Source organism: Arthrobacter sp. GW822-FHT05G07, from assembly GCF_058799755.1.
Map to the genome: position 1 here is coordinate 40556 of NZ_JBXALT010000009.1, position 22424 is coordinate 62979.

Below are 22424 nucleotides of genomic sequence, written 5' to 3' on the forward strand. Positions count from 1 at the left end.
AACAGCAGTAGTGGCGCGCCGCCGTCGTCGACTCTTTGCTCAAGGTGTCCCTGGACGAGGCAGGGCACGCTAATTCCTGTACGCAGGGTGACAGTCCTAACCTCGGACTTCATGACCCAAGGGAACGAGTGCAAAGTCACTCCCCCACGAGCCTGCCGATCCACGACATTAGGAAGTTCGGGTGGCCTTTGGGATCTCCCCGAAACATATAGGAATCTTGGAAAGTAGCCTTATGATAATGCAGGCGGCACGCCTCAAATCAAATGTTGCCCAAACAGAGGCGTGCCGCTGCCACTAACCCCAGGGCTGTGCACTTGTGCAGACTCCAAAAAAATCATCGCACCAATTAGCAATGTTGCTCTTTGAAGGGACACGAAACCTCTTGCCATACGTAGACATCAACCCACACAAAACAGGACCCAAATGGCCCGCGTACGTGGGGCTTGCGATACTTCTCGTAGCAACCATCGCAATCGTTACTCTTGCTCTAACAGGCCATTAAACCCGCCCGTCTCTCACGCCCTCACCCCTTCAGCGATCTCCTTCGCGTGCGTGTGGTGGAGGTAGTGCTCGCCAGGGAGGGGCAACACGGTGCCGTCTGTGACGCTCGCGGCTTGGCGGTGGTGCAGCTCGAGCCACTCCGGTGTCTGCTTGTTCTCCGCGACCACGAACAGCAGCAGCGGCAGCTCTTTCGGGAAGCCCGTACCTAGGGCGCGTTCGAAGTTGCTCTGGATGTGGCCCATCTCGTTCAAGTAGGTGGGTGTGAGGGAGTTCCGGTTGGTGAGCATCTGCATTTGCTCACGGGCGTGGTCGGTGTAAGTGTCGGAGGTGTCGGGCGGTCATGATGCGGAGCAGTCCGAGGTTCTTCGCCGCGGAAATCAACTACGAGTCCAGCCTGCTGAGGGCCTACTGGCCCGCACTGACAGGGCGACGACTCTTTAGCAGCGCGCCCAACCGCTGGCTACAAGGGTGCACGAGTCAGGCCCTGGCAGGGAGTATCCGGACATGTAGCGACGGTGGGGTTAAGCCGCTCGGTGAGCCTGAAAACTCCTGCCATAGCGAGTCTGAGCATCTCACGCAACAATGGTCGCCTTGTGAGGGCACATAGTCGGTCTCATAGACCGTATCGGAAGACCCCGAGTTACTCGCGGCAGCGCCCGCCTCTGAATGGAGGGCAGATGTTGTCACCATTTGGTTGCAAGGTCGGGAGTGCAATCGAAAACGGGTAGAATCGGCCGCAGTATCAGGCTCAAATGGGGGAACAATGGCGCAGTCGACGCTGACTACTAGACGATCACTTCGAGCAGCGGCAGCCCTAGGTTCGGGCAGACGAAGGGCCGACATTCAGGGCTTGCGCGCTATCGCAGTTACCGTCGTTGTCTTGTTCCATGCAGGGCTCACGATCCCGGGAGGTTTCGTCGGCGTCGACGTCTTCTTTGTTATTTCCGGATTCGTCATTTCGCGCATGCTGCTGCGCGAATTCCAATCAACTGGCAGCATCCACTTTCGAAGGTTTTTCGGCAAGCGTTTCAGGCGCCTTACTCCTGCACTGGCACTCGTTCTTTTCGTGACACTTATTGCTTCCGCTCTACTTCAGTCTCCTTTGGGAGAACAGAAGACCACGGCCGCTACAGCGCTCGGAGGGATCGCCCTAGCCGCGAATGCTGTCATTTTTAGGGCTACCGGCGGCTATTTCGAACCGGCAGCAGAAATGAATCCGCTGCTGCACATCTGGTCCTTATCCGTGGAAGAACAGTTCTACGTGGTCTTTCCATTCTTCCTCCTAGGCGTGTTGGTCCTTGGCCGCCGGCTTAGATGGGGACGCGGGCTTCCCATTGCTGGTGTCGCCGCTATTACCGCACTCTCTGCAGGCCTCGCCATGGCTGTGGCAGCTGGCTGGGAGCCCCCACTGCACCCGTTCTTGACTAGCTACTACAGCCCGCTGACTCGTGCATGGGAGTTTGGCGCGGGTGTTCTCGTCGCGATCATCCCCGCCCTCCGGGAGCCGCGTTCGAGGAACACGGCAATAGCCGCGTCTATCGTCGGGCTGGGCCTACTCGCGGCCTCCATGTACGTGATCAGCGACTCCACACCCTTTCCGGGGCCAGCTACGCTACTCCCCGTCCTTGGGACTGCTCTGCTCCTCCACGGTGGCGCCAACGCACTGAACCCGCTTAGCCAAGGCTTGAGCGCCCGTCCTTTCGTCTGGGTGGGCGACCTGTCTTATTCTTGGTATCTATGGCACTGGCCCATGATCGTCTTCGCGTCAATCATTTTTCCCGGAAGCTTCCTCGCTAAAGCGGGTGCAGCTTTATTAGCCCTCTTACCGGCGATAATTTCCTACCGTTATGTAGAGCAGCCGATTCGCGATATGAATGGCCTGTCCAAGGTGGGCTTCATCCGAGTAGCCGCACTTGTGGTCGCCCCTGCCATCCTGCTTTCTGGGCTGGTGCTCGTAGGGTCCGCCAAAGGGTGGGGCCTCGAAAAGGTGCAAGCAATTCAAGCGCTGCACCCCGGCTGGTCGAAATGCATGTCGTTTGCGACCATGCCCAACGGTCCTGCAGGAAACCCAGGCTACAGCGACTGCCGGTGGAATGATGCCACGAATGGACAGGCGGTGTATCTCGTCGGAGACTCGAATGCCAGCCAGTTCAGCGGCCCCCTGATACAGGCGTCAAAGGAAGCAGATCGCCCGTTCTCGATGCGAACGGCCGGAGGATGCCCATTTCTCGACGTATTCCGACAAGTGGGGGACACGTTCGATGGCCCTGATCAGCTGTGCCGGGACTACTATGAGTCCACGCTGGCGTGGCTGAAAGCAGAGGAAGATGGGACTGTCGTCATAGCCAGCACGGAGGGATACTGGTTCGAGAGAAACATGGCAATCGGTGCCAATCTCAACTCCGTACAAGCGTCACCCGCAGGCAGGTCCGAAGCCTTGGAGAATGGCCTGGGCAGGACGGTATCGGCCCTCCGAGAAGCCGGGCATCAGGTCGTCCTAGTTCAAGCGCTTCCGCATCCCACGTTCGCCGGGTATAAAGACGTTCCGGGACACTGCTCCGTGATCGCTTTGGCGACTAGCAGCTGTAGCCTCACGGTACCTCGGGCAGAGATAAACGCGGTGCAGCAGCCGGCACGGACTGCAATTGAGGAAGTTGCGTCCGCGACGGGAGCGTCTGTCCTTGACTTGAGCGACTTGTTCTGCGATGAGACTAAATGCTCCATGAACAAAGGCGGCGTCTTGCTCTACCAGGACCCCCTTCACATCACCGTGGATGCCAGTCGAGCCCTGACGCCACAGTTCGCCGAGGCTTTGGCTGATACGGCCAAGCATTGAGCAGGATTAGGCAACCACAAACCAATTTCGCGATGCCGGACGGCGCCTGCCGGGACAGAGAGCCTCAGATTTCCGGTCTATGTTGCATTCCTGAGGAGGCCACAGAATTGGGGTCAAACCATATGAAAATACTTGGGGGACAGATTGCGTCGTAGGACTAAGCGCCGGCTGCTGGTCGGCTCGGTAGCGACCGTAGTCGCAGCTGTGGCCGTAGGAGCAGCAGTTATATTGGCAACAGCGCAGGCTTCGCCTCCACCGCCCGTATCAGACACAGTCGCGTCGTACTATTCGAACCAGCCGACGGCAGTCGCCGCTACGGCCCCGGTTTTCGCTCCGGTTCCTGCTGGTTCTTCCGTGCTGATCATGGGCGACTCATACGTGCAGGGGTACGGTGCTGATGACATGAAGACACAGGGGTACGCCTACATGCTGGGGCAGTCTTACGGCTGGAACGTCACTGTTGATGCTGTTGGACGTACCGGGTTCTGGTCAGGTGGTGGAGTTGACCGCACGGACAAGAACACCTACAAAGAGCGGGTAGATAGGCTCGGGGCAGCAGGAACTGTGACGCCGTCCCTCGTTGTGTTCCAGGGCAGCCAGAACGACTACCCTGCAACGTCTATTGAACTCGGAACGAAAATTCGAGAGACCGTAGCATCCGTCAAGCAGTACTGGCCGGATGCCCAGATCGTCATCATCGGGCCAGCCGCGCCGATGCCGAATGGTGCCAGCCTGAAGAACGTCAACCAAGTGGCCTATCTGGCGGCAGCTGATGTAGGCGCCTTCTTCATCAATCCTCTTGGGGACGGCTGGATGACAACCGAGAACAGCCCCGGCTACGCATTCACTGACGGATGGCACGTCAACACCGCCGGGCATGCCTACTTGGCGTCCAAGATCAAAGAGACCCTGGACGCCTTCGCAGCAGCTAGCTAACGATTCCCGCCAGCCGGGCCACGGTCTGCCCGCCGAGTGCATAGCCTTCCTGCGGCAGTGCAGCCCGTCCGGACTGATAACCACGGCAAGGCCGCGAGGGCCCTTCCAGAACGCGGTGTAGTGGTCCACCAGGCCCCAGCGGTTCTTGCCATCGAGGATATGCAACTCGTCTTGTCGTTTCTTGTGACTGGCTCTCACCGTAGGCCGTTTCGTTGCACGGCTGCGCACGCATCACGCCATCCGTTGTAGTTAACAAGCTCGGCGGCGCTCACAACAACTAGATGCGTCATCATCCCGCCGATGCGGACTTGGCTTTGCTGGACAATGTCTAGGACAGCTAATGCTGGGCGAGAAGACGGAATCTACGCACAACGGCTGGTATTGCCAGAAGGTAATGCAAAGAGAGCGGACGTCCAAAAGATCCGCGAAGTTACCCGCCTTTGAGTAGCTCTCCAAGAAAGCTCCTCACATCCTCTGCCACTCGCTCCGGGCACTCCCACAGCACGAGGTGACCGGTGTCCTCGTAGATCTTCAATCGTGCGCCCTTGATTCGGACAGCCAGGGTTTCTTGATGCTGTCGCGGCACAAGGTGATCGTGGGCGCCCCAGAGTATGAGTGTGGGGACTGAAATGTTGCTTGCTTCCGTCGGCGGGAGGGCTTGGTAGTAGCCACGCAGGGATTCTTTCCAGATGGACGCAGGCATGGACAGACCGTCCCGTACCCGCTCCTCTATGTAGGCTGCAGGCACTGTGTGCAGCAATCGGTACCAGGACAAAGAATCCCGAACCCAGTCCTCTGAGATTGGATCGGTCAGTGCATCCACCTCATCCGCAAACGGCGGTCTCGTATGGAGGCTCAGTGGATTTCCTACCAGGACCAGCGAGGCCAGCAGATCCGGACGCATGACCGCCAGTTGCTGAGCCACGTAGCCCCCGCTGGAGGAACCCAGTACATTGGCGCGTGCTATGCCCAGAGCCTCCAGCACTGCGGCAATATCCTCTGCTACCTCGGACAGCGTGTACCCGCCGCTGGGTTTATCGGCGCCGCCGTGGCCGCGAAGGTCCGGTGCCACGATAGTGAGGTCGGGAAGCGAGGCAATCAGCCGTCCGAAACTCCGCCAGGATTCACTCCACGCATGCAATAGCAGCAGCGGTGAGTCGCCGTCGTCGGCTGTTTGCTCAAGATTCCCTTGCACGAAACAGGGCACTCTGATCCCCGTGTTCAAAGAGACGGTCCTGACTTCGGACTCCATGGCCCCAGCGTACGCTCGCCCCGCCGCTGATAGGAGGGTGTGCACCTACTGCCCCCGTCTCTCACTCCCTTACGGCCTGGGAGGGGCACCACGGTGCCGTCAGTGACGCTCGCGGCTTGGCGGTGGAGCATCTCGAGCCACTCCGGGGTCCGCTTGCAGACGGAGCCTCTTCAGGGACCGGTACAGCTCGGCTTCTTCGCTGTCCGCTGCTGCTGCCACGGTAGGCAGGTTCCATGGGCGCGGTAGTACGCCGCGATGAGTTTGACTGCGGCGCTGGTCCGCCGGCAGCGATGGGCGGAGGGTGTTCGGTGTAGCACCGGTGATTTACTCGGGCAGCTCCCCCGCAATGATCCGCTCCGCAGTGAGTCGATAGGCCTCAGTGATGTAGTCCTCAACATCGCTGCTAGCAATACGCCACACACTCCGGCCACCTACCTGGATCCCACGGAGTTCGCCGGACTTCAACAACGCCCGGATCTGGCTCACGGACACGTTCAGTTCGTCGGCAACCTGCTCAATAGTCAGGAACCGGTGCTTCTTGGCTTCAGTGGACATCCATCCATCGTAGAAGTGGTCAGGGCCGGAATACGAGGCCAACGGGGCGGACCTTCAATATGGCCTGAACTACGTCACCAATTCACAGATGCAATGCCCCAGGGTGTCCACCCCCGGGTTTCGAGGGCTTTTGCAGCGCCAAGTGGACGGAGGGTGCCTCCCTACCGCCGTGGTGGTAGCGCGAGCTTGAAGACTTTGGCCCACGCGGAGCCGACCTGTTTCAGCAGGGGCCCTGTGGTGTACTTCAGGTCGTAGCGTTGGCAGATGTCTCGGACCCTCGGGGCGATCTCCGCGTAGCGGTTGGACGGAAGGTCCGGGAAGAGGTGGTGCTCGATCTGATGCGACAGGTTTCCGGTCATGAGGTGCATAAATCGGGGCCCTGAGATGTTGGCGGATCCGATCATCTGACGTACGTACCAGTCGCCGCGGGTTTCGCCTTCCACCATTTCCTCGGTGAACGTGTCCGTTCCTTCGGGGAAGTGGCCGCAGAAAATGACGGCGTGGGCCCAGACGTTACGGATGGCATTGGCGGCTAGTGTGCCGTAGAGCGCTTGTTTTCCGGAGCCTGTGAGCATGGCCAACGCGGGAGTGGCTGCGTAGTCTTTGGCGAACTGTTTAGCAGCCTTACGCCCCAGCGCTTTGAGGTCTTTGTTCATGGCCTCCTTGGATTTCAGGCCCTCTTTATATTCGGGGATCTCCAGGTCGTAGATGGCTATGCCCCATTCGAAGACGGGCGCGAGCAGGGCGTTGTAGAGGGGGTTGCCCAGGTTGAAGGGCTTCCATTCCTGATCGGGATCCATGCGCAGAAGGTTGTATCCGACGTCGCGGTCTTTGCCGACGACGTTGGTCCAGCGGTGGTGAAGGTCGTTGTGCGTGTGTTGCCATGAACGTGACGGAGTAACGAAGTCCCATTCCCAGGTAGTGGAGTGGATGTCCGGATCGCGCATCCAGTCCCACTGGCCGTGGAGGATGTTGTGGCCCAGTTCCATGTTCTCCAGGATCTTGGCGACGCTCAGGAGCGCTGTGCCGGTGATCCAGGCGGCCTTATTCTTGCTGACCAGCAGCGCGGCACGTCCAGAGACTTCCAGCGCCCGTTGAATCTTGATCATCCGCCTGATGTACGCGGCATCGGTGGAGCCGCGCTTGCCCAGGATGTCGTCACGGATGGCATCGAGCTCGCGGCCCAGTTCAGCCACTTGCTCGTCACTCAGGTGCGCGGCTGCCGGTGGACGCACCGTTGGCCTGCCGTCCTCGGCAAGAGCTCCGGGCCGCGTCTTGAGCCCGACGGCGGTGGCTGGGCTTTTGGCTGAAACTACTGACATGCGGTTGTACTCCTCAGATTTCGAGGTTGACGGGCCCGGCGGCTGCCGAAACACACGTTTGGATGAGTTCGCCGGGTGCGCCATGCACTTCACCAGTGCGCAGGTCCCGGACGCTACCTGACAGCAGCGGAGTCAGGCAGCTGTGACAGATGCCCATGCGGCAGCCACTGGGCATGAGGACACCAGCGTCCTCGCCGACGTCGAGGAGGGGGACGCCGCCGTCGGCCAGGACCTCACGATCGGAAGCTTCAAAGGTAACCAAGCCACCTTCGCCGCCGCTTCCTCCCTTGAACTCGGTACTGAACCGCTCAATGGTGAGCGATCCCTGCCCCGCTCCGCTGTCTGACTTCCCTCCCGCGGTGATGGCCTCAGCCGCCGCTGCCTGCTTCCACAGAGCCTCAGCATCATCCAGGAAAGTCTCCGGGCCGCAGGCATATGCGGCCCTGTCCCGCCAGTCCGGGCATAATTCTTCGAGATCGGCTGTAGATGTAAAGTCCATGCGTCCACGACCGTGAGTGTGCCATTGCACCTGGCGGAAATTGGGAAACTGATCAGCAAGTTCAGCCACTTCCTCGCGGAAGATACTGTCACCTTCCCCACGCGAGGAATGGATGAGTACAACGTCCGCGTCGGGACGGCTCGGAACAAGTGTTCGGATCATTGACATGACCGGAGTGATGCCGCTTCCCGCAGTGAGCATCAGAAGGGACCGGGGGTGCTCCGGCAGGACAAAGTCGCCCTGAGGCGGGGCCAGGAAGAGAACGTCACCGACCTTTGTCTCACGGACCAGGGCTCCGGACACGGAACCAACATCGGTAACTGTTATGGCCGGGTCTTCGCCCGCCGGCGCACTCAGGGAATAGGAACGCCACTGACGCACCCCATTGAGCTCCACCCCGACCCTGGCCCACTGACCAGCAAGGTGGGCATGCCAGCCCCTGCCGGGCCGGAAAAAAATAGTTGCCGACTGAGCAGTCTCCGGGACCACCCTCGTGACCACTGCACGCAACTGGCGAGACGAATAGACCGGATTGAACAGCGCCATCACATCTTCCGGGGCGAGCGGAGTGGTCAAAACAGAGGCGATACGGGCCAGCGGCCGAAAACTGAACATGCACTACTCTTCACAACGAGGGAGAACGAGGACTGTGACCGTATGAAGCGGAATTTCCGTACTAGCAAAATATCATAAGCATACTTACAACATCTCTTGCCAGTGCAGTACTACCGGACAAAGGGAAAGCCCCTCGGGAGGGGCTTTCAACGGAAACGGGACATAGTGCTTGGATTGGTCAGCGGTGATGCGCTCCTCCTCCCCGGGCCCTGCAGCCCATGCCGGTTTCAGTAGCAAGAGAGTAATACTCTCCCGGGATTTCATGCAAACCCCGCCCGGCGACCCAGAAGGGTAGAGTTCCACTTCCCTAAAAACGAGCACCAACACCGGCGGCGTGCGCACGAGTAGGGCCTCAGGGAACAACGGCGCGGCAGCACCGGCGTGGTGAGTCCTACCCCCGCCCCGCCTCCCACTCCCTCACTCCGTCAGCGATCTCTCCCGCGTGCGTGTGATGGAGGTAGTGCTCGCCGGGGAGGGGCACCACGGTGCCATCGGTGACGCTCGCGGCTTGGCGGTGGTGCAGCTCGAGCCACTCCGGGGTCTGCTTGTTCTCCGCGACCACGAACAGCAGCAACGGCAGCTCCTTCGGGAAGCCCATACCCAGCGCTCGCTCGAAGTTGCCCTGGATGTGGCCCATCTCGTTCAGGTACGTGGGTGAGAGGGAATTCCGGTTGGTGAGCATCTGCATCTGCTCACGGGCGTGGTCGGTGTAGTTCCCGGAGGTGTCGTTGGCGTAGGCGGCAGCGGTCATGATGCGGAGCAGGCCGAGGTTCTTCGCCGCGGACATCAGGCCCGTGGGGAACTGCGTGTCCATGCCCGGCTGTCCGGGGACGCTCGTATCGATGCCCACGAATGCCATCACCTCGTCCGGGTAGCGGGCAGCGTATTCGATGCCGTAGATGCCTGCGATGGAGTGCCCCATCAGCGTGTAGCGGTCAATGCCCAGAGCCTCGAGCGCCCCGTGAACCTCTTGCACGATGTTCTCCGTGGTCCGGTCTTTGTCCGTGCCATCGCTTAGTCCGTAACCGAACGGCTCCACCACAATCACCCGATGGTCCGGGGAAAGGTCCTTGACCAGCGGCCCGAAATCCAGGACAGGCGACGACGTGCCGAACCCCGGCAAGAGCACCACGTTCTCCTGCCCGGCACCGGTGACAAGGACGTTCATCTCGCCACCGTCCACCGACACCCTCTGCCCGTACGACTCGATCCGGTGGCTCTCCCCCTCGCTCGCCACCATATTCACCACGGTGGTGGTCGCCAAGCCGACCGCCAATACCGCACCAACCGCGGTGACCCCCACGAGGAACTTCCTAACAGACCTCTTCAACCGTGCCTCTCCCAGGGCACACCGTGTACCCCTGGCATCCAGCCTCGCCTGTCACGGGCGCCGTGCGCGTCACCCCCAGGGGTTCACTTGAGTACTACTTTCTAAGTAATTTTGAGGTGTGCGAAATCGTCCCCACGATGAAACAGTGCGCCGGGTTTACCAGCCAACCTGAACCGGGCCAAGTACTTCAGTATGGTCGCGGGTCCCGAGCTGGCTAAAGCCGTTCTGTCCCCAAGCCCATACAGGACCATCAACGGTGAGCGCGAATACGGAACCGCCGTTGAAGCTGATGCTCTGTACTGGGGGCAAGCCAGCGATTAGCTTGGGCAAGAGTGATGGGTCGGATGAACCATGCGGAGTGGTTGTACCGTCACCCAGCTGACCGGACGAGTTGCCGCCCCACGACCAGACTGCCCCGCCCGTAGTGATCGCAAACGTTGCTGCCCCGTACGTGGACGATGCGAACTCACGTACATCCGAGAGCCCTGCCGTCAGAACGGGAACCGCCGAATCGCCTGCGACGCCGTTGCCTAATTGGCCATCCTCATTCGAACCCCACGACCATACAGTGCCATCGGATTTGAGGGCGTGGCCCGCACCTCCGCCCCCGAGCCATGACGTACTCGCGGAAATTGCCTTGACGTTGGTCAGGCCTTGGACCTTCACCGGTTTGGGCGTGTAGTCCTTGGTCCCATTCCCAAGTTCTCCGCTATACCCATAGCCCCATGCCCAAACGGTGCCGTCGTTCTGCAAAGCGAAGACAATATTATCGTCGATCATGGCTAGCGAGTTGACCCCCGCTAACGCCGTCACCTGAACCGGGGTTGGCGAATAGGACAGGTTCATTCCCATGTTGTCCACCTGGATTGACCCGAGGCCTGCGCCATGGTTGTCGCCCCACGCCCAAACGCTTCCGTCGGTCTTCAGGGCATAGACGGTTCCGCGGGGAATTGAAATGCTTTGGACTCCTGAAAGGCCTTTTACCTGCACCGGCGTTGTGCTGGGTGTCGTTGTGCCGTTACCCAGCTGGCCGTAACCGTTTGCACCCCACGCCCACACTGTTCCATCGATTTTGGTGGCGTACACGGTGCTGCCGACTCCGGATGGAGGTATGGCCGTGGCGATGCTCTTGACCCCTGTGAGGTTGGGAATCCGTACCGGGGTTGTGGCATCTTTGGTGGTGCCGTCAGCGAACAGACCCTCTTTGTTGCTGCCCCAAGCCCAGACGGAGCCATCGTTCTTCACAGCAAAGACAGTGGTAGAGGTGCCACCCCTGTTCACGGTGACACTCTGCACGTCGGTCAGACCAGGAATCTGGAAAGGAGCCGAAACAACCGCCGTGTTTGTAGCCAGCGTGGACAAGCCCAATCTCTCCTCGTAGTTCAAACCCCAAGCCCAGACGCGGCCGTCCTGCCCGACAGCAAAGACGGAGCTATTTCCTGTAGTCACCGACTTGATGTTCGCCAGAGGCGAGGGAGAAACACCGAAGAGGGTGTCAACCGTCTTTTTGACGCCTTTGGCATCTGTGACGGTGACCTTCAGAGCCGAGGTTCCTGCCGCGGACGGTGTTCCCTTAAGCTGCCCGATGGACGTGTTGAAAGTAAGGCCGGCTGGGACCGCCCCCGAGATGGAGAACGTGTATGGATATGTCCCACCCGAAGCCGATAACGAGCCATAGTATGGCTCCCCCACGCCAGCCCACGGCCAGCTTGATCCAAGCTCCAGGGGAGTTGTTTGCGGCGGGTTCTTCATCTCGTCGTACCGATACATGAAGGCCGCCATGGCATCCCTGGCCACAGGCGATAGCGCCCTATAGGTCTTGGAGCCATCAGCTTCCGACCAACCTGTGGTGATACGGGTGGACGCCAACCAGGTGATCTCCTTGTAGAACTGCGCTGTGGGAGGAACATCGGCGAACGGAGACACCGTGGGAGCTGTGAAGGCAGGAGATCCCGCCAAACGGTACATGAAAGCTGCCATCGCGTCCCGGTTCACCGGCTGAAGAGGGCGGTAGGTCTTGGAGCCGTCTGATTCGACCCATCCCGTGGAGACGCCCTGCGCTGCCAGCCAGGTGATTTCCTTGTAGAACTGCGCTGCGGGAGGAACATCGGCAAATGGGGAGATAGCGGGAGCCGTGAACGCCGGGGATCCCGCCAGCCGGTACATGAAAGCTGCCATCGCGTCCCGATTAACGGAAAGGAGCGGCTGGTACAGACGAGTACCGTCTGCCTGGGCCCACCCTGTAGAAATACCCTTCGAGCCCATCCATTGGATTTCGTTGAAGAACTGAGCCGTTGTGGGTACGTCAGTGAACTGCTGCCCCGAACCACTCACTGCTGAAGGTGAAACATCTTTGAGTTCAAACGACACGGAAGTAGGTACTGTTGCCGAAGCCGGCCCCTGCAGTAGCCCGGTCACAAAACAAGTTGCTACAACGGTTGCCGCCAAACGACGCGATTTCTTAGATCCCATGCCCGAGCCTCTGTCTTCCGGGGAGGGAGCTACAGATGCACCCCCAAATGCAAACGATGGAGAAAACCTAGCATGGGTGTGCCCGTCCTGATTCTTTGGGGCCGGACCTTACGAAACATTAACCGCAGAATCAAGTCATGAACCGTAGCCGGTCAGCGGTTGGGCGAGGGGCCGGACAACTGTATTTGGGTACCGTGTCCGGCCCCGGCCTGCGGATCGTGCAACCACCAAATATTGGGGGTTTATTGGTGGCACTTCCCGAACCGCTGTGTTCAGTAAAGACCCTTGGACACTGCCGGGACACGAGTAGTCGGTACTCGTCTTCTCGTGCCATCCGAGAGCCGGCTACTTGCTGCTGGAGCCCATTTTCCTTGAAATCCAGCCGCTGAAACTCAATGCGGATCGCTACACCCCCCGGACAGTTCGGCTGAAGTTATCAGCCGATGATGGGCCGTTCTTCGGGCAGCATGAACAGCCGGGGCCGGGAGGCCAGGGCTATGGCTGAAGCAACCGTGACCGTTCCAATTCGGCCGGCGAACATCAGTGCCATGAGTACCCACTCGGCAGTGGGTGGCAGGTTGTACGTGATTCCCGTGCTCAAGCCAACCGTTCCGAAGGCAGAAATTGATTCGAAGAGTACTTTCTCCAGGCTGTAGTCGGTGGACATGAGGAGCAGCAGCGTCCCCAGGATGACCGCCCCGACCCCCAGCAGGGCGACGGTGAGAGCCTGGCGTTGAGTGGAAGAACTGATGGAACGGTGTGCGATGGTGACTTGCTCGCGGCCACGGACTTCGTTCCAAATTGCGAAGCCCAGAACCAAAAAAGTGGTGATCTTGATACCGCCGGCCGTTCCTGCGCTTCCGCCGCCGATGAACATCAGCACGTTGGTGATCATCAGCGTCTCCGGGGTTGCCACCCCGTAATCGATGCTGTTGAAACCTGCCGTCCGCGGGAACACGCCGCCCGCCAACGAGCCCAATATCTTCCCGCCAAAGCTCAGCGGCCCAAGTGTCTCTGCCCGGTTCCACTCAAAGGCAGCAAAGAGAACTATGCCCACTGTCAGCAGAAGCAATGAACCAAAAATGGTCAACCGGAGGTGAATGGTCCAGTTCTTAAACTTGGGGCGGTTCCTAAACAATTGGATGATTACCGGGAAACCGAGTCCTCCGGCAATGATGGCGGCGCAGATGGGGACGATGATCCAAGGGTCTTCCGCGAAGCCGATGAGATTATCGCTGTACAGGGCAAAGCCTGCGTTGTTGAATGCGGAGACGGCGTGGAAAACGCCGTGCCATAGAGCCGTACCGGGGTTGTCGTCATACGCCACCCAAAAGCGTGCTGTCAGGATGAGGGCCGTGATCGCCTCAAAGACAGCCATAATCTTCACCACCCTGAAAAGAACAGACTTGACGTCACCGAAGTTCAGCGTGTGGGTTTCGGACTGGGCCACGAGCTGGCCTCGCAAGCCGATGGTCTTCCGGACGAACAGAGCCAGCAGGGTTGCCAAGGACATGATCCCGAAGCCTCCCACTTGGATGAGAACCATGATCACGGCATGCCCGAACGGGGTCCAGTAGGTAGCTGTATCCACAGTGACAAGACCGGTGACACAGACAGCCGATACTGCAGTAAAGAAGGCCGTCGTGACGATCTCTTCGCCGCCGCCGGTCCGGGATATTGGCAGCATCAGTATTCCGGCGCCGAGGATGATCACGGCCAGGAATGCCAAGGGCACTAAACGGACTGGGTGCAGCAGCGCTGCCTTCAGTCGATCCCCCTCGTGGCCGAGGTCCTGCAGAACCGGGTTGCGGCGGATCACGGGGCGTTCAGACGAAGGCAGTCTTTCAGGGGCGCGAGTCATGCGGCATGCACCCAAGGATGTCCGCTCACAGATCCCCATTCGCACAGCTCATTAGCATCCAACACGTGCCGAAATTAGCACCGATGAGGGACCCGCTGGCCGGAAACTGACATTTCTTGACGAATCCTTAACGCCGGGCCGTTAAGACCACGTCAAGATTTCAGGCGTCCGCATTAAGGATTCGTAAGGAACGCCTTTTCGCCACTTTTCCAAGAGTTGACTGACATCAGCCCTGCAAAAGGGGCTCTGATGAAAGGACGTTCCAGTGGCCAACGTGGCTGTTGTGGTGATTCTTGTGGTGAGCATGGGAATCGTGATGTGGGTGGCCCACCTTTTGGGCAAGATGGTGGACGGCGATGGCCCGGTGAGCGGGCAATGAACGTGGATGCCATCATGTGGGTTAGCTTGTTCATCCTTGGCTTGGCCGTTGCCGGGTACTTGCTTGCGGTGTTGCTCAACCCGGAAAAGTGGTGACGGCGGGTGGTCTTCGGTACTGCATCCTTCATTACCCAGATAGCCGTGTTGGTACTCGTCCTGGCACTGCTGCACAAGCCTTTGGGTTTGTATATGGCGCGGGTCTTCTCAAGTACCAAACACGCTAAAGCTGAAAGGGCCATCTACCGCCTGGTCGGCGTGGATTCAGGGACTGAACAGAGCTGGTCTGTGTATCTGCGCAGCGTTCTGCTCTTCTCGTTGATATCCATCCTGGTGATCTTCGCTCTTCAGCGCCTGCAGGCCGTGTTGCCGGGCAGCAATTCCCTGCCCGGCGTGGACCCTTGGGTTGCCATGAACACAGCCATCTCCTTTGTCACCAACACCAACTGGCAAACATATGTGCCTGAGGCCACTGTGGGCATCTTCGTCCAGATGTGCCTGCTGGCCGTACAGAATTTCCTGTCCGCCGCCGTCGGTATTGTGGTGGTGGTTGCCCTGATCAGGGGCATGGTGCGGACCACAACTGATCGCTTGGGCAACTTCTGGGTGGACCTCGCCCGTGCCTCGTTCCGCATCCTGTTGCCCATCGCCACGGTGGCGGCAATCGCCCTGGTGATTGGCGGCGTCGTACAGAACTTCTGGTCCACAGAGGTAACCAACCCTGCCACCGGCGCCAGCCAGTTGATTCCCGGTGGGCCCGTCGCTTCGCAGGAAGCGATTAAGGTTCTGGGAACCAATGGTGGCGGATACTTCAACGCCAACTCTGCCCACCCCTTTGAAAACCCGAGCGTCTTCACCAGTTTGTTCCAGGTGTTCCTTATCCTCCTGATCCCCTCAGCGCTGCCCTACATGTACGGGCGGATGGTGCGTGACCAACGCCAGGGCTACACCGTGGCTGCTGTCATGGGAACGCTGTGGCTGACCTCCACTGTGTTGATGGCCTGGGCGGTTTCTTCCGGTCAGGGAACCGCAACGGCGGCAGCCGGAGGCTTGGGAGAAGGTTTCGAACAGCGCCTTGGGCCGGCAGCGAGCTCCATCTTCGCGGCCTCCACCACCCTCACGTCCACCGGTGCCGTCAACGTTGCCCACGATTCCCTGCCTCCCCTGGCTGGCGGCATCGCGATGCTGAACATGATGCTCGGCGAGGTGGCTCCGGGCGGAACCGGATCCGGACTCTACGGAATGTTGGTCCTGGCCATCATTGCGGTGTTCATTGCCGGGCTGATGGTGGGGCGTACCCCGGAATTCCTGGGAAAGAAGATCGGCCCCCGCGAAATGAAGCTCGCGGCCCTCTACATCCTGGTCACCCCCACCTTGGTGCTGGTGCTCGCCGGGATCTCAGCCCTCCTCCCGGAGGTGATGGCAAACGCTCCGGCATCAGGGCCGCATCAATTCAGCGAACTGCTCTATGCGTTCACCTCCGGTGCCAACAACAACGGCTCAGCTTTCGGCGGCATCACCAGCTCCGGCCCCTACCTGTCCACGCTGCTTGGGTTGGCCATGCTGTTGGGCCGGTTCCTGCCCATCGCGTTGGTCCTTGCACTGGCTGGCTCGCTGGCGCGGCAAAGAAAGATCCCGGCTTCATCCGGAACGGTTCCAACCCATGGCCCGCTGTTCGGCTCCTTGCTGCTGGGCGTAACCGTGATCCTGACCGCTTTGAGTTACTTTCCGGCCCTGGCACTGGGCCCCCTCGCAGAAGGACTTATTCAATGACCAGCTCCAGCACGGCTCCGGCCGCGGAGACCCCATCACCCCTCAACGCCAGCGGCACTCCTACCCCAGGTCAGCCCGGCCACCACCACAGCAAGGCTCCGGCGAAACTCAACGCGTCCACCCTTCTGGCAGCGCTTCCCCTGGCTTTCAGCAAATTGGATCCGCGGCAAATGATCCACTCCCCCGTGATGTTTGTGGTGCTGGTGGGTGCAGCGGCCTGCACGGTGATCTGCTTCCTGAAGCCTGACGTTTTTGGCATCGCGGTGACCGTATGGCTTTGGCTGACGGTCCTGTTCGGCACCCTCGCCGAGGCCATCGCCGAAGGGCGAGGGAAGGCGCAGGCGGACAGCCTCCGGGCGAGCCGTCAGGGCGTGATGGCCCGGCTCCGCCTGGAAGATGGAACCACCAAAGAAGTTGCCGGCACAGATCTGAAGCTAAATGACGTGGTTATCTGTGAGGCCGGGGATGTGATCCCCTCCGACGGAGAAATCATTGAGGGCCTGGCAAGCGTGGACGAGTCCACCATCACCGGCGAATCAGCGCCCGTGATCAGGGAGTCCGGTGGAGACCGGTCCTCCGTCACCGGCGGCACCAAGGTCCTCTCTGACAGGATCGTGGTGCGCATTACTGCTGAGCCCGGAGCCACGTTCATCGACAGGATGATCAAGCTGGTTGAGGGCGCCGTCCGGCAAAAGACCCCCAACGAGATCGCGTTGCATGTCCTCCTCGTCTCGCTGAGCATCGTGTTCCTGGTGGTCACCATGGCTTTGGCACCCTTCGCGTCCTTGGCGGACGCTACCCCGTCTCCGATCGTCCTGGTGGCGCTGCTGGTCTGCCTGATTCCCACCACCATCGGGGCCTTGGTTCCGGCCATCGGCATAGCAGGCATGGATCGGCTGGTGCAGCACAACGTCCTGGCCACCTCGGGACGAGCGGTGGAAACAGCCGGCGACATCACCACACTTTTGTTGGACAAGACCGGCACCATCACCTACGGCAACCGCCGGGCCGTCAACTTTTTCCCGGCCAACGGTGTGGAGATGACGGAACTCGTCACCGCCGCCAGGCTCTCCAGCCTCGCGGACGAAACCCCGGAGGGCCGCTCAATTGTGGAGCTCGCCACCACCAAAGGCACAGACGGCCCCGACTTGGCGGCTCTTCGTAACAGCTACTCAGAGATCACGATTGTGGAGTTCACGGCCAGCACACGCATGAGCGGACTGGATCTGGACGGGCGCCTCATCCGCAAGGGGGCGGCATCCGCCGTCGGGAATTTTGTCACCGACGCCGGAGGACGCCTTCCAGCGGAAGTCCAGCGACGTGTTCAAGAGATTTCTGCCCAAGGTGGCACGCCGTTGCTGGTAGCCGAGAACACGCACGACGGCGGCGCCCGGGTTTTGGGAACCGTGCACCTGGCGGATGTGGTCAAGCCTGGCATGAAGGACCGTTTCGCCGAGCTGCGCAGAATGGGTATCCGCACGGTGATGATCACCGGTGACAACCCGGTGACGGCCAAAGCGATAGCGGCCGAGGCCGGCGTCGACGACTTCGTGGCCGAAGCCACGCCCGAGGACAAACTGGACGTCATCCGCCGTGAACAAGGTGAAGGGCGTTTGGTGGCTATGACAGGTGACGGCACCAATGATGCCCCAGCCTTGGCGGCAGCGGACGTAGGGGTGGCCATGAATTCAGGGACACCGGCCGCGAAGGAAGCAGCCAACATGGTGGACCTCGACTCGGACCCTACCAAGCTGATCAACATTGTGGGCATCGGGAAGCAGCTTCTGATCACGCGTGGTGCGCTGACCACGTTCTCCGTCGCCAACGATGTAGCCAAGTACTTCGCAATAGTCCCTGCCCTGTTCACCGCCGCATTTCCTGGGCTTGGGCTGCTGAACATCATGGGGTTGGCCAGCCCGGCGTCGGCCATTCTGTCTGCGGTGATCTTCAACGCCCTCATCATCATCGCCCTGGTTCCCTTGGCGCTCCGAGGCGTGAAGTACCGGGCAGTCACCGCCAACCAAGCATTGGGCAGGAACCTGCTGCTCTACGGACTGGGCGGGCTGGTAGCCCCGTTCCTCGGCATCAAACTCATAGACCTGGTCATCTCCCTCATCCCAGGCATCGGCTAGGAGCTACTCATGAACATCATTTCCGGATACCTCCGCCAAGCGGGCACGGCCATCAGGTTCCTGTTGCTGGCAACTATCGTGTTGGGGTTGCTTTACCCCCTCGCAGTCTTCGGCGCAGGACAGCTCGCGGCGCCGTTCCAAGCCAACGGTTCCATCGAGAAGGACTCCTCCGGTCAGGCTGCGGCGTCCGCGCTCATCGCTCAAGCCGCAGCGGATAACGCAGGAACGCAGGACCCGCAGTGGTTTCACCTCAGGCCCTCCGCGGTGGGTTGGGACCCGGCAACGTCCTCGACCAGCAACCTGGGACCCAACGATGCCAAGCTCCTGGAGACCGTGACAACCAACCGCGCAGCAGTTGCGGCATCGGAGGGCGTCAGCCCTGAGGAGGTTCCGGCCGATGCCGTAACCTCCAGCGGCTCAGGACTGGACCCGCACATATCCAAGGATTACGCCGCCATCCAAGTACCGCGGGTTGCCCGGGCCAATGGGCTGGAACCACAGGACGTCCAGGAGCTGGTAGACAAGCAAACCACCAGCGGTCTTGAGGCATTCCTCAGCCAGCCATCAGTCAACGTAACCTTGCTGAATCTGGATATCGCCAACCTGGCCGCACACCGGAACTAGCAACCTTTTCACAGTGGAAGAATGAGGACATGGCGCGGGCAACACTGAGGATTTTTCTGGGGGCTGCACCGGGTGTCGGCAAAACCTACGCCATGCTCGAAGAAGCCCACAGATTGCTGGGCCGGGGCGAGGACGTGGTGGTGGCATTCGCCATGCACCACGGCCGCGCCGACACCCTGGCCCTCACGAACGGGCTGGAAACCCTGCCACCACGGGTCATCGAGTACCGAGGAAGCGCTTTTGAGGAAATGGACCTCGACGCTGTCTTGGCCCGGCGCCCCCACACAGCGATCGTGGATGAATATGCCCACACGAACATTCCGGGCAGCCGCAACGAAAAACGCTGGCAGGATATTGAAGAACTGTTGGGGGCAGGCATCAACGTCCTGTCAACGGTGAACGTGCAGCACCTCGCATCTTTGGGCGACGTCGTCAGCGCGATTACCGAAGTAAAACAGGCCGAAACAGTCCCCGACGAGGTCGTGCGCCTCGCCGACCAGATCCACTTGGTGGACATCTCACCGGAACTGCTGCGGCAGAGACTGGGTGACGGCAAGATCTACGCAGCCGAGAAGATCGATGCCGCCCTGTCCAACTACTTCCGCGTGGGCAATCTGACGGCACTGCGCGAACTGGCCTTGCTGTGGCTCGCAGACCGCGTGGATGAAGGACTCACGCGATACCGGGCCGAGAACCAAATTGAGGAAAGCTGGCCCGCCCGGGAACGCATTGTCATTGGGCTCACCGGCGGCGCCGAGGGCGAAGTGCTTATCAGACGGGCGGCCCGGATCCTCAAGCGGGTAAACGGCGGGGACCTTCTGGCCGTCCACGTCCGCGCTGCCGATGGTGTGGCTGCCGAATCCCCCCATGATCTGGAAGCCCAACGAACCTTGGTCAAGGACCTCGGCGGCAGTTACCACACAGTGTCCGGTGAGGACCCTGCCAAGGCGTTGCTCGACTTTGCCCGCAGTGTGAATGCCACCCAGATTGTGGTGGGAGTGTCACGCCACAAGCTTCTGACCAGTTTCCTGAAAGGTGGCGTTGGGAGCCGCGTGGTCAGGGGCTCCGGCGACATTGATGTGCACATGGTTTCCCATCCACTGGGAGGCCGCGGGATAGAACGCACCCGGAAGCGCGACCTTGGCCGAGTGCGGGTAGCGGTGGGATTCGCCATGGCCCTTGTGGTGCCGGTGCTGCTGCAACTGTTGCTGGCAGTGGCACCGTCCCACAACATTGCCACGGCGGTGCTCATACAGCTCACCGGTTCCGTTGCCGTCGCCTTGATCGGCGGCCTTTGGCCCGCGCTGCTGGGTGCACTCTGGAGCAGCTTCCTGGTGAACTTCTTCTCCATTCCGCCGCTGGGCACCTTGACCATCAGCGATCCCCAAAATCTTCTGGCCCTCCTGGTGTTTGCCGGAGTCTCCTCCGCTGTGGCCGTGGTGGTGGACCTCTCCGCCCGGCGATCGAAGGAAGCTGCACGAGCCCGGTCCGAAGCGGCCACACTCGGGGATCTCACCCGCGGAGCGTCCACCGCGGAAGACCCCGTCCAAGGTCTCTTGGAACAGGCCTTGGACGTTTTCCAAGTACGGACCGCTGCTCTGTACGTTGCTGCGGAGCGGACCCAGTCTTCCTCCTCTTCCTCCACCAGCGGCGGCACTTGGCAGCTCGTGGCATCGGCAGGCAACCCACAGGCTGACCCCGACGATCCCGATGACCCCGAGAACATAGAGCAGGTTGACGGCAACACCCGCCTTGTCCTCACCGGCAGAGTCCTTCCCGCCAGTGACCGCCGGCTGCTGGGCGCTTTCGGGGCGCACCTCTCAGCGCTGCTTGAACGCCGACAACTCGCAGCCACCCGCCGTGAAGTGATGCGCCTGGCCGAGAGCAACACCATGCGGACATCCATCCTGCGCGCAGTGTCCCACGATCTGCGAACTCCGCTGGCCGGCATCAAACTCGCAGTGGGAGGCCTTCGCCAACCAGGTGTTCAGTACACCGAACAGGAAGAAGAGGAGCTGCTGGCCACCATTGATGAATGCTCGGATCGCTTGGACGGGCTGGTAGGCAATCTGCTGGACATGTCCCGCATCACCTCAGACTCCGTGAATGCCCTCATCAAACCCATCCGCTGGTACGACGTGATTCCGGCTGCCCTGCACGGCATCACGCCCGGCAGGGTCAGGGTGGACCTGCCACCGAACATGCCCGCCGTGGACGCCGACGCCGGCATGCTGGAACGAGTCATTGCCAACATTGCGGAAAACGCGGTGAAGTACGCCCCCGACTCCGACATCGTGATTGTGGGTGCCGCCGGTGGTCTCAGCACTACCACTCTGGCCGGCAGGCCAGCCAGCGAACTCCGGATCATCGATCACGGCCAAGGTGTACCCGCAGCCAATGTGCTCAAAATGTTTCAACCCTTCCAAAGGCTCGACGACGTGCCTGCAGCCACGGGCGTAGGTTTAGGACTCGCTGTGGCACAGGGCTTTACTGAAGCCATGGGCGGGACCCTCACCGCCGAAGAAACGCCTGGCGGCGGGCTGACTATGCTGATCAGGCTGCCCCTTTCAACGGGTCCCTCTCTTGATGTGCCGCACCGCTTCACAGCCCCTGGACATACTGCCCTGCCCGCCCCGAAAGGCCTTGAGTGAACACCATCCTTATAGTGGACGATGACCCCCACATTGTCAGGGCGCTCGCCATCACGTTGAAGGGCCAGGGGTACACGGTGGTCACTGCAACTGACGGGCAATCGGCACTTCACTCAGCGGCGCAACGGCCCGTTTCGGTGATGATCCTGGACCTGGGGCTACCGGATATGGACGGCAAAGCTGTCATTTCGGCCGTGCGGGAGTGGAGCTCCGTACCCATTCTTGTCTTATCAGCCAGACATGGATCCAGCGACAAAGTAGAGGCCTTGGACGCTGGAGCTGACGACTACATCACCAAGCCCTTTGGACTGGATGAACTCTTGGCGCGACTCCGGGCGTTGCTGCGTCGCAGGGACGATTCCAGCGAGGAAGTGACCCTGGTGACAACCAGCTCCTTCACCGTGGACCTGGACAAGAGACAAATCACCAAGTCGGGCGCGGATGTTCGGATGACCCCAACGGAGTGGAACATTCTGGACATCCTGCTCAGGAATCCGGACAAGCTCATTACCCAGCAGCAGCTCCTCACAGAGGTGTGGGGGCCCGCCTACGCCAAGGAAGCAAACTATCTCCGCGTTTACATGGCGCAGCTCAGGCGCAAGCTCGAGACAGAGCCGGGCAACCCCCGGCATCTGATCACCGAGCCGGGCATGGGCTACAGGTTTGTTCCGTAGCTGGTTTGTCGGCGCT

General features: G+C 60.5%; 16 protein-coding genes. 8 read left to right on the forward strand and 8 right to left on the reverse strand.

Features of this window, described 5'->3' with window-relative positions; translation table 11 throughout:
- Positions 1-515: 515 nt before the first annotated feature.
- On the reverse strand, positions 516-794 hold the full coding sequence (locus tag AC1RJY_RS16040; protein ID WP_014922550.1) for a hypothetical protein: 279 nt from the start codon (positions 792-794) through the stop codon (positions 516-518).
- 470 nt (positions 795-1264) lie between these two features.
- Here AC1RJY_RS16040 and AC1RJY_RS16045 point away from each other — a divergent pair, with 470 nt between their 5' ends.
- Positions 1265-3337: an acyltransferase family protein gene (locus AC1RJY_RS16045; protein WP_014922551.1), complete on the forward strand. Its 2073-nt coding sequence runs from the start codon at positions 1265-1267 to the stop codon at positions 3335-3337.
- Positions 3338-3565: 228 nt separating this feature from the next.
- Positions 3566-4273 (forward strand): SGNH/GDSL hydrolase family protein, encoded by a 708-nt coding sequence (locus AC1RJY_RS16050; RefSeq protein ID WP_014922552.1) that lies wholly within the window; start codon positions 3566-3568, stop codon positions 4271-4273.
- 430 nt (positions 4274-4703) lie between these two features.
- On the opposite strand, the gene AC1RJY_RS16055 is transcribed toward AC1RJY_RS16050, so the two are convergent.
- The 7 genes from AC1RJY_RS16055 to AC1RJY_RS16085 form a co-directional block, all read right to left on the reverse strand.
- A complete protein-coding gene (locus tag AC1RJY_RS16055; RefSeq protein ID WP_498602697.1) occupies positions 4704-5468 on the reverse strand; it encodes an alpha/beta fold hydrolase in 765 nt (254 codons plus the stop codon).
- Positions 5469-5849: 381 nt separating this feature from the next.
- Positions 5850-6080, reverse strand: coding sequence for a helix-turn-helix domain-containing protein (locus tag AC1RJY_RS16060; protein ID WP_498602698.1), 231 nt, complete (start codon positions 6078-6080; stop codon positions 5850-5852).
- Between the two features lie 161 nt (positions 6081-6241).
- Complete coding sequence (locus AC1RJY_RS16065) at positions 6242-7402, reverse strand: fatty acid desaturase family protein (protein ID WP_498602699.1); 1161 nt, start codon at positions 7400-7402, stop codon at positions 6242-6244.
- Positions 7403-7415: 13 nt separating this feature from the next.
- Positions 7416-8516, reverse strand: a complete 1101-nt coding sequence (locus tag AC1RJY_RS16070; RefSeq protein WP_498602700.1) for a ferredoxin reductase — start codon at positions 8514-8516, stop codon at positions 7416-7418.
- A gap of 391 nt (positions 8517-8907) precedes the next feature.
- Positions 8908-9819, reverse strand: coding sequence for an alpha/beta fold hydrolase (locus AC1RJY_RS16075; protein WP_498602701.1), 912 nt, complete (start codon positions 9817-9819; stop codon positions 8908-8910).
- A gap of 183 nt (positions 9820-10002) precedes the next feature.
- The gene (locus tag AC1RJY_RS16080) at positions 10003-12024 is read right to left on the reverse strand and encodes a putative Ig domain-containing protein (RefSeq protein ID WP_498602799.1); all 2022 of its coding nucleotides are present in this window, start codon (positions 12022-12024) and stop codon (positions 10003-10005) included.
- Between the two features lie 730 nt (positions 12025-12754).
- Positions 12755-14179 carry a TrkH family potassium uptake protein gene (locus AC1RJY_RS16085; RefSeq protein ID WP_498602702.1) on the reverse strand — a complete coding sequence of 475 codons (1425 nt, stop codon included), beginning with the start codon at positions 14177-14179 and terminating at the stop codon, positions 12755-12757.
- A gap of 393 nt (positions 14180-14572) precedes the next feature.
- On the opposite strand from AC1RJY_RS16085, the gene AC1RJY_RS16090 reads away from it, so the two are divergent.
- Genes AC1RJY_RS16090 through AC1RJY_RS16115 form a run of 6 tightly spaced genes read left to right on the forward strand, consistent with a single transcriptional unit; the run spans position 14573 to position 22408 of the window.
- Positions 14573-14653, forward strand: coding sequence for a potassium-transporting ATPase subunit F (locus AC1RJY_RS16090; RefSeq protein WP_498602800.1), 81 nt, complete (start codon positions 14573-14575; stop codon positions 14651-14653).
- Between the two features lie 6 nt (positions 14654-14659).
- A complete protein-coding gene (gene kdpA / locus AC1RJY_RS16095) occupies positions 14660-16327 on the forward strand; it encodes a potassium-transporting ATPase subunit KdpA (RefSeq protein ID WP_498602703.1) in 1668 nt (555 codons plus the stop codon).
- Entirely contained in the window at positions 16324-18459 is a 2136-nt protein-coding gene (kdpB, locus tag AC1RJY_RS16100; RefSeq protein ID WP_498602704.1) for a potassium-transporting ATPase subunit KdpB, read from the forward strand. The genes kdpA and kdpB overlap by 4 nt, the downstream gene beginning before the upstream one ends.
- A gap of 9 nt (positions 18460-18468) precedes the next feature.
- A complete protein-coding gene (locus AC1RJY_RS16105) occupies positions 18469-19083 on the forward strand; it encodes a potassium-transporting ATPase subunit C (RefSeq protein WP_498602705.1) in 615 nt (204 codons plus the stop codon).
- 29 nt (positions 19084-19112) lie between these two features.
- Positions 19113-21734, forward strand: a complete 2622-nt coding sequence (locus AC1RJY_RS16110; RefSeq protein ID WP_498602706.1) for a DUF4118 domain-containing protein — start codon at positions 19113-19115, stop codon at positions 21732-21734.
- Complete coding sequence (locus tag AC1RJY_RS16115; RefSeq protein WP_210063421.1) at positions 21731-22408, forward strand: response regulator; 678 nt, start codon at positions 21731-21733, stop codon at positions 22406-22408. Before AC1RJY_RS16110 ends, AC1RJY_RS16115 begins: the two co-directional genes overlap by 4 nt.
- Positions 22409-22424: the final 16 nt, after the last annotated feature.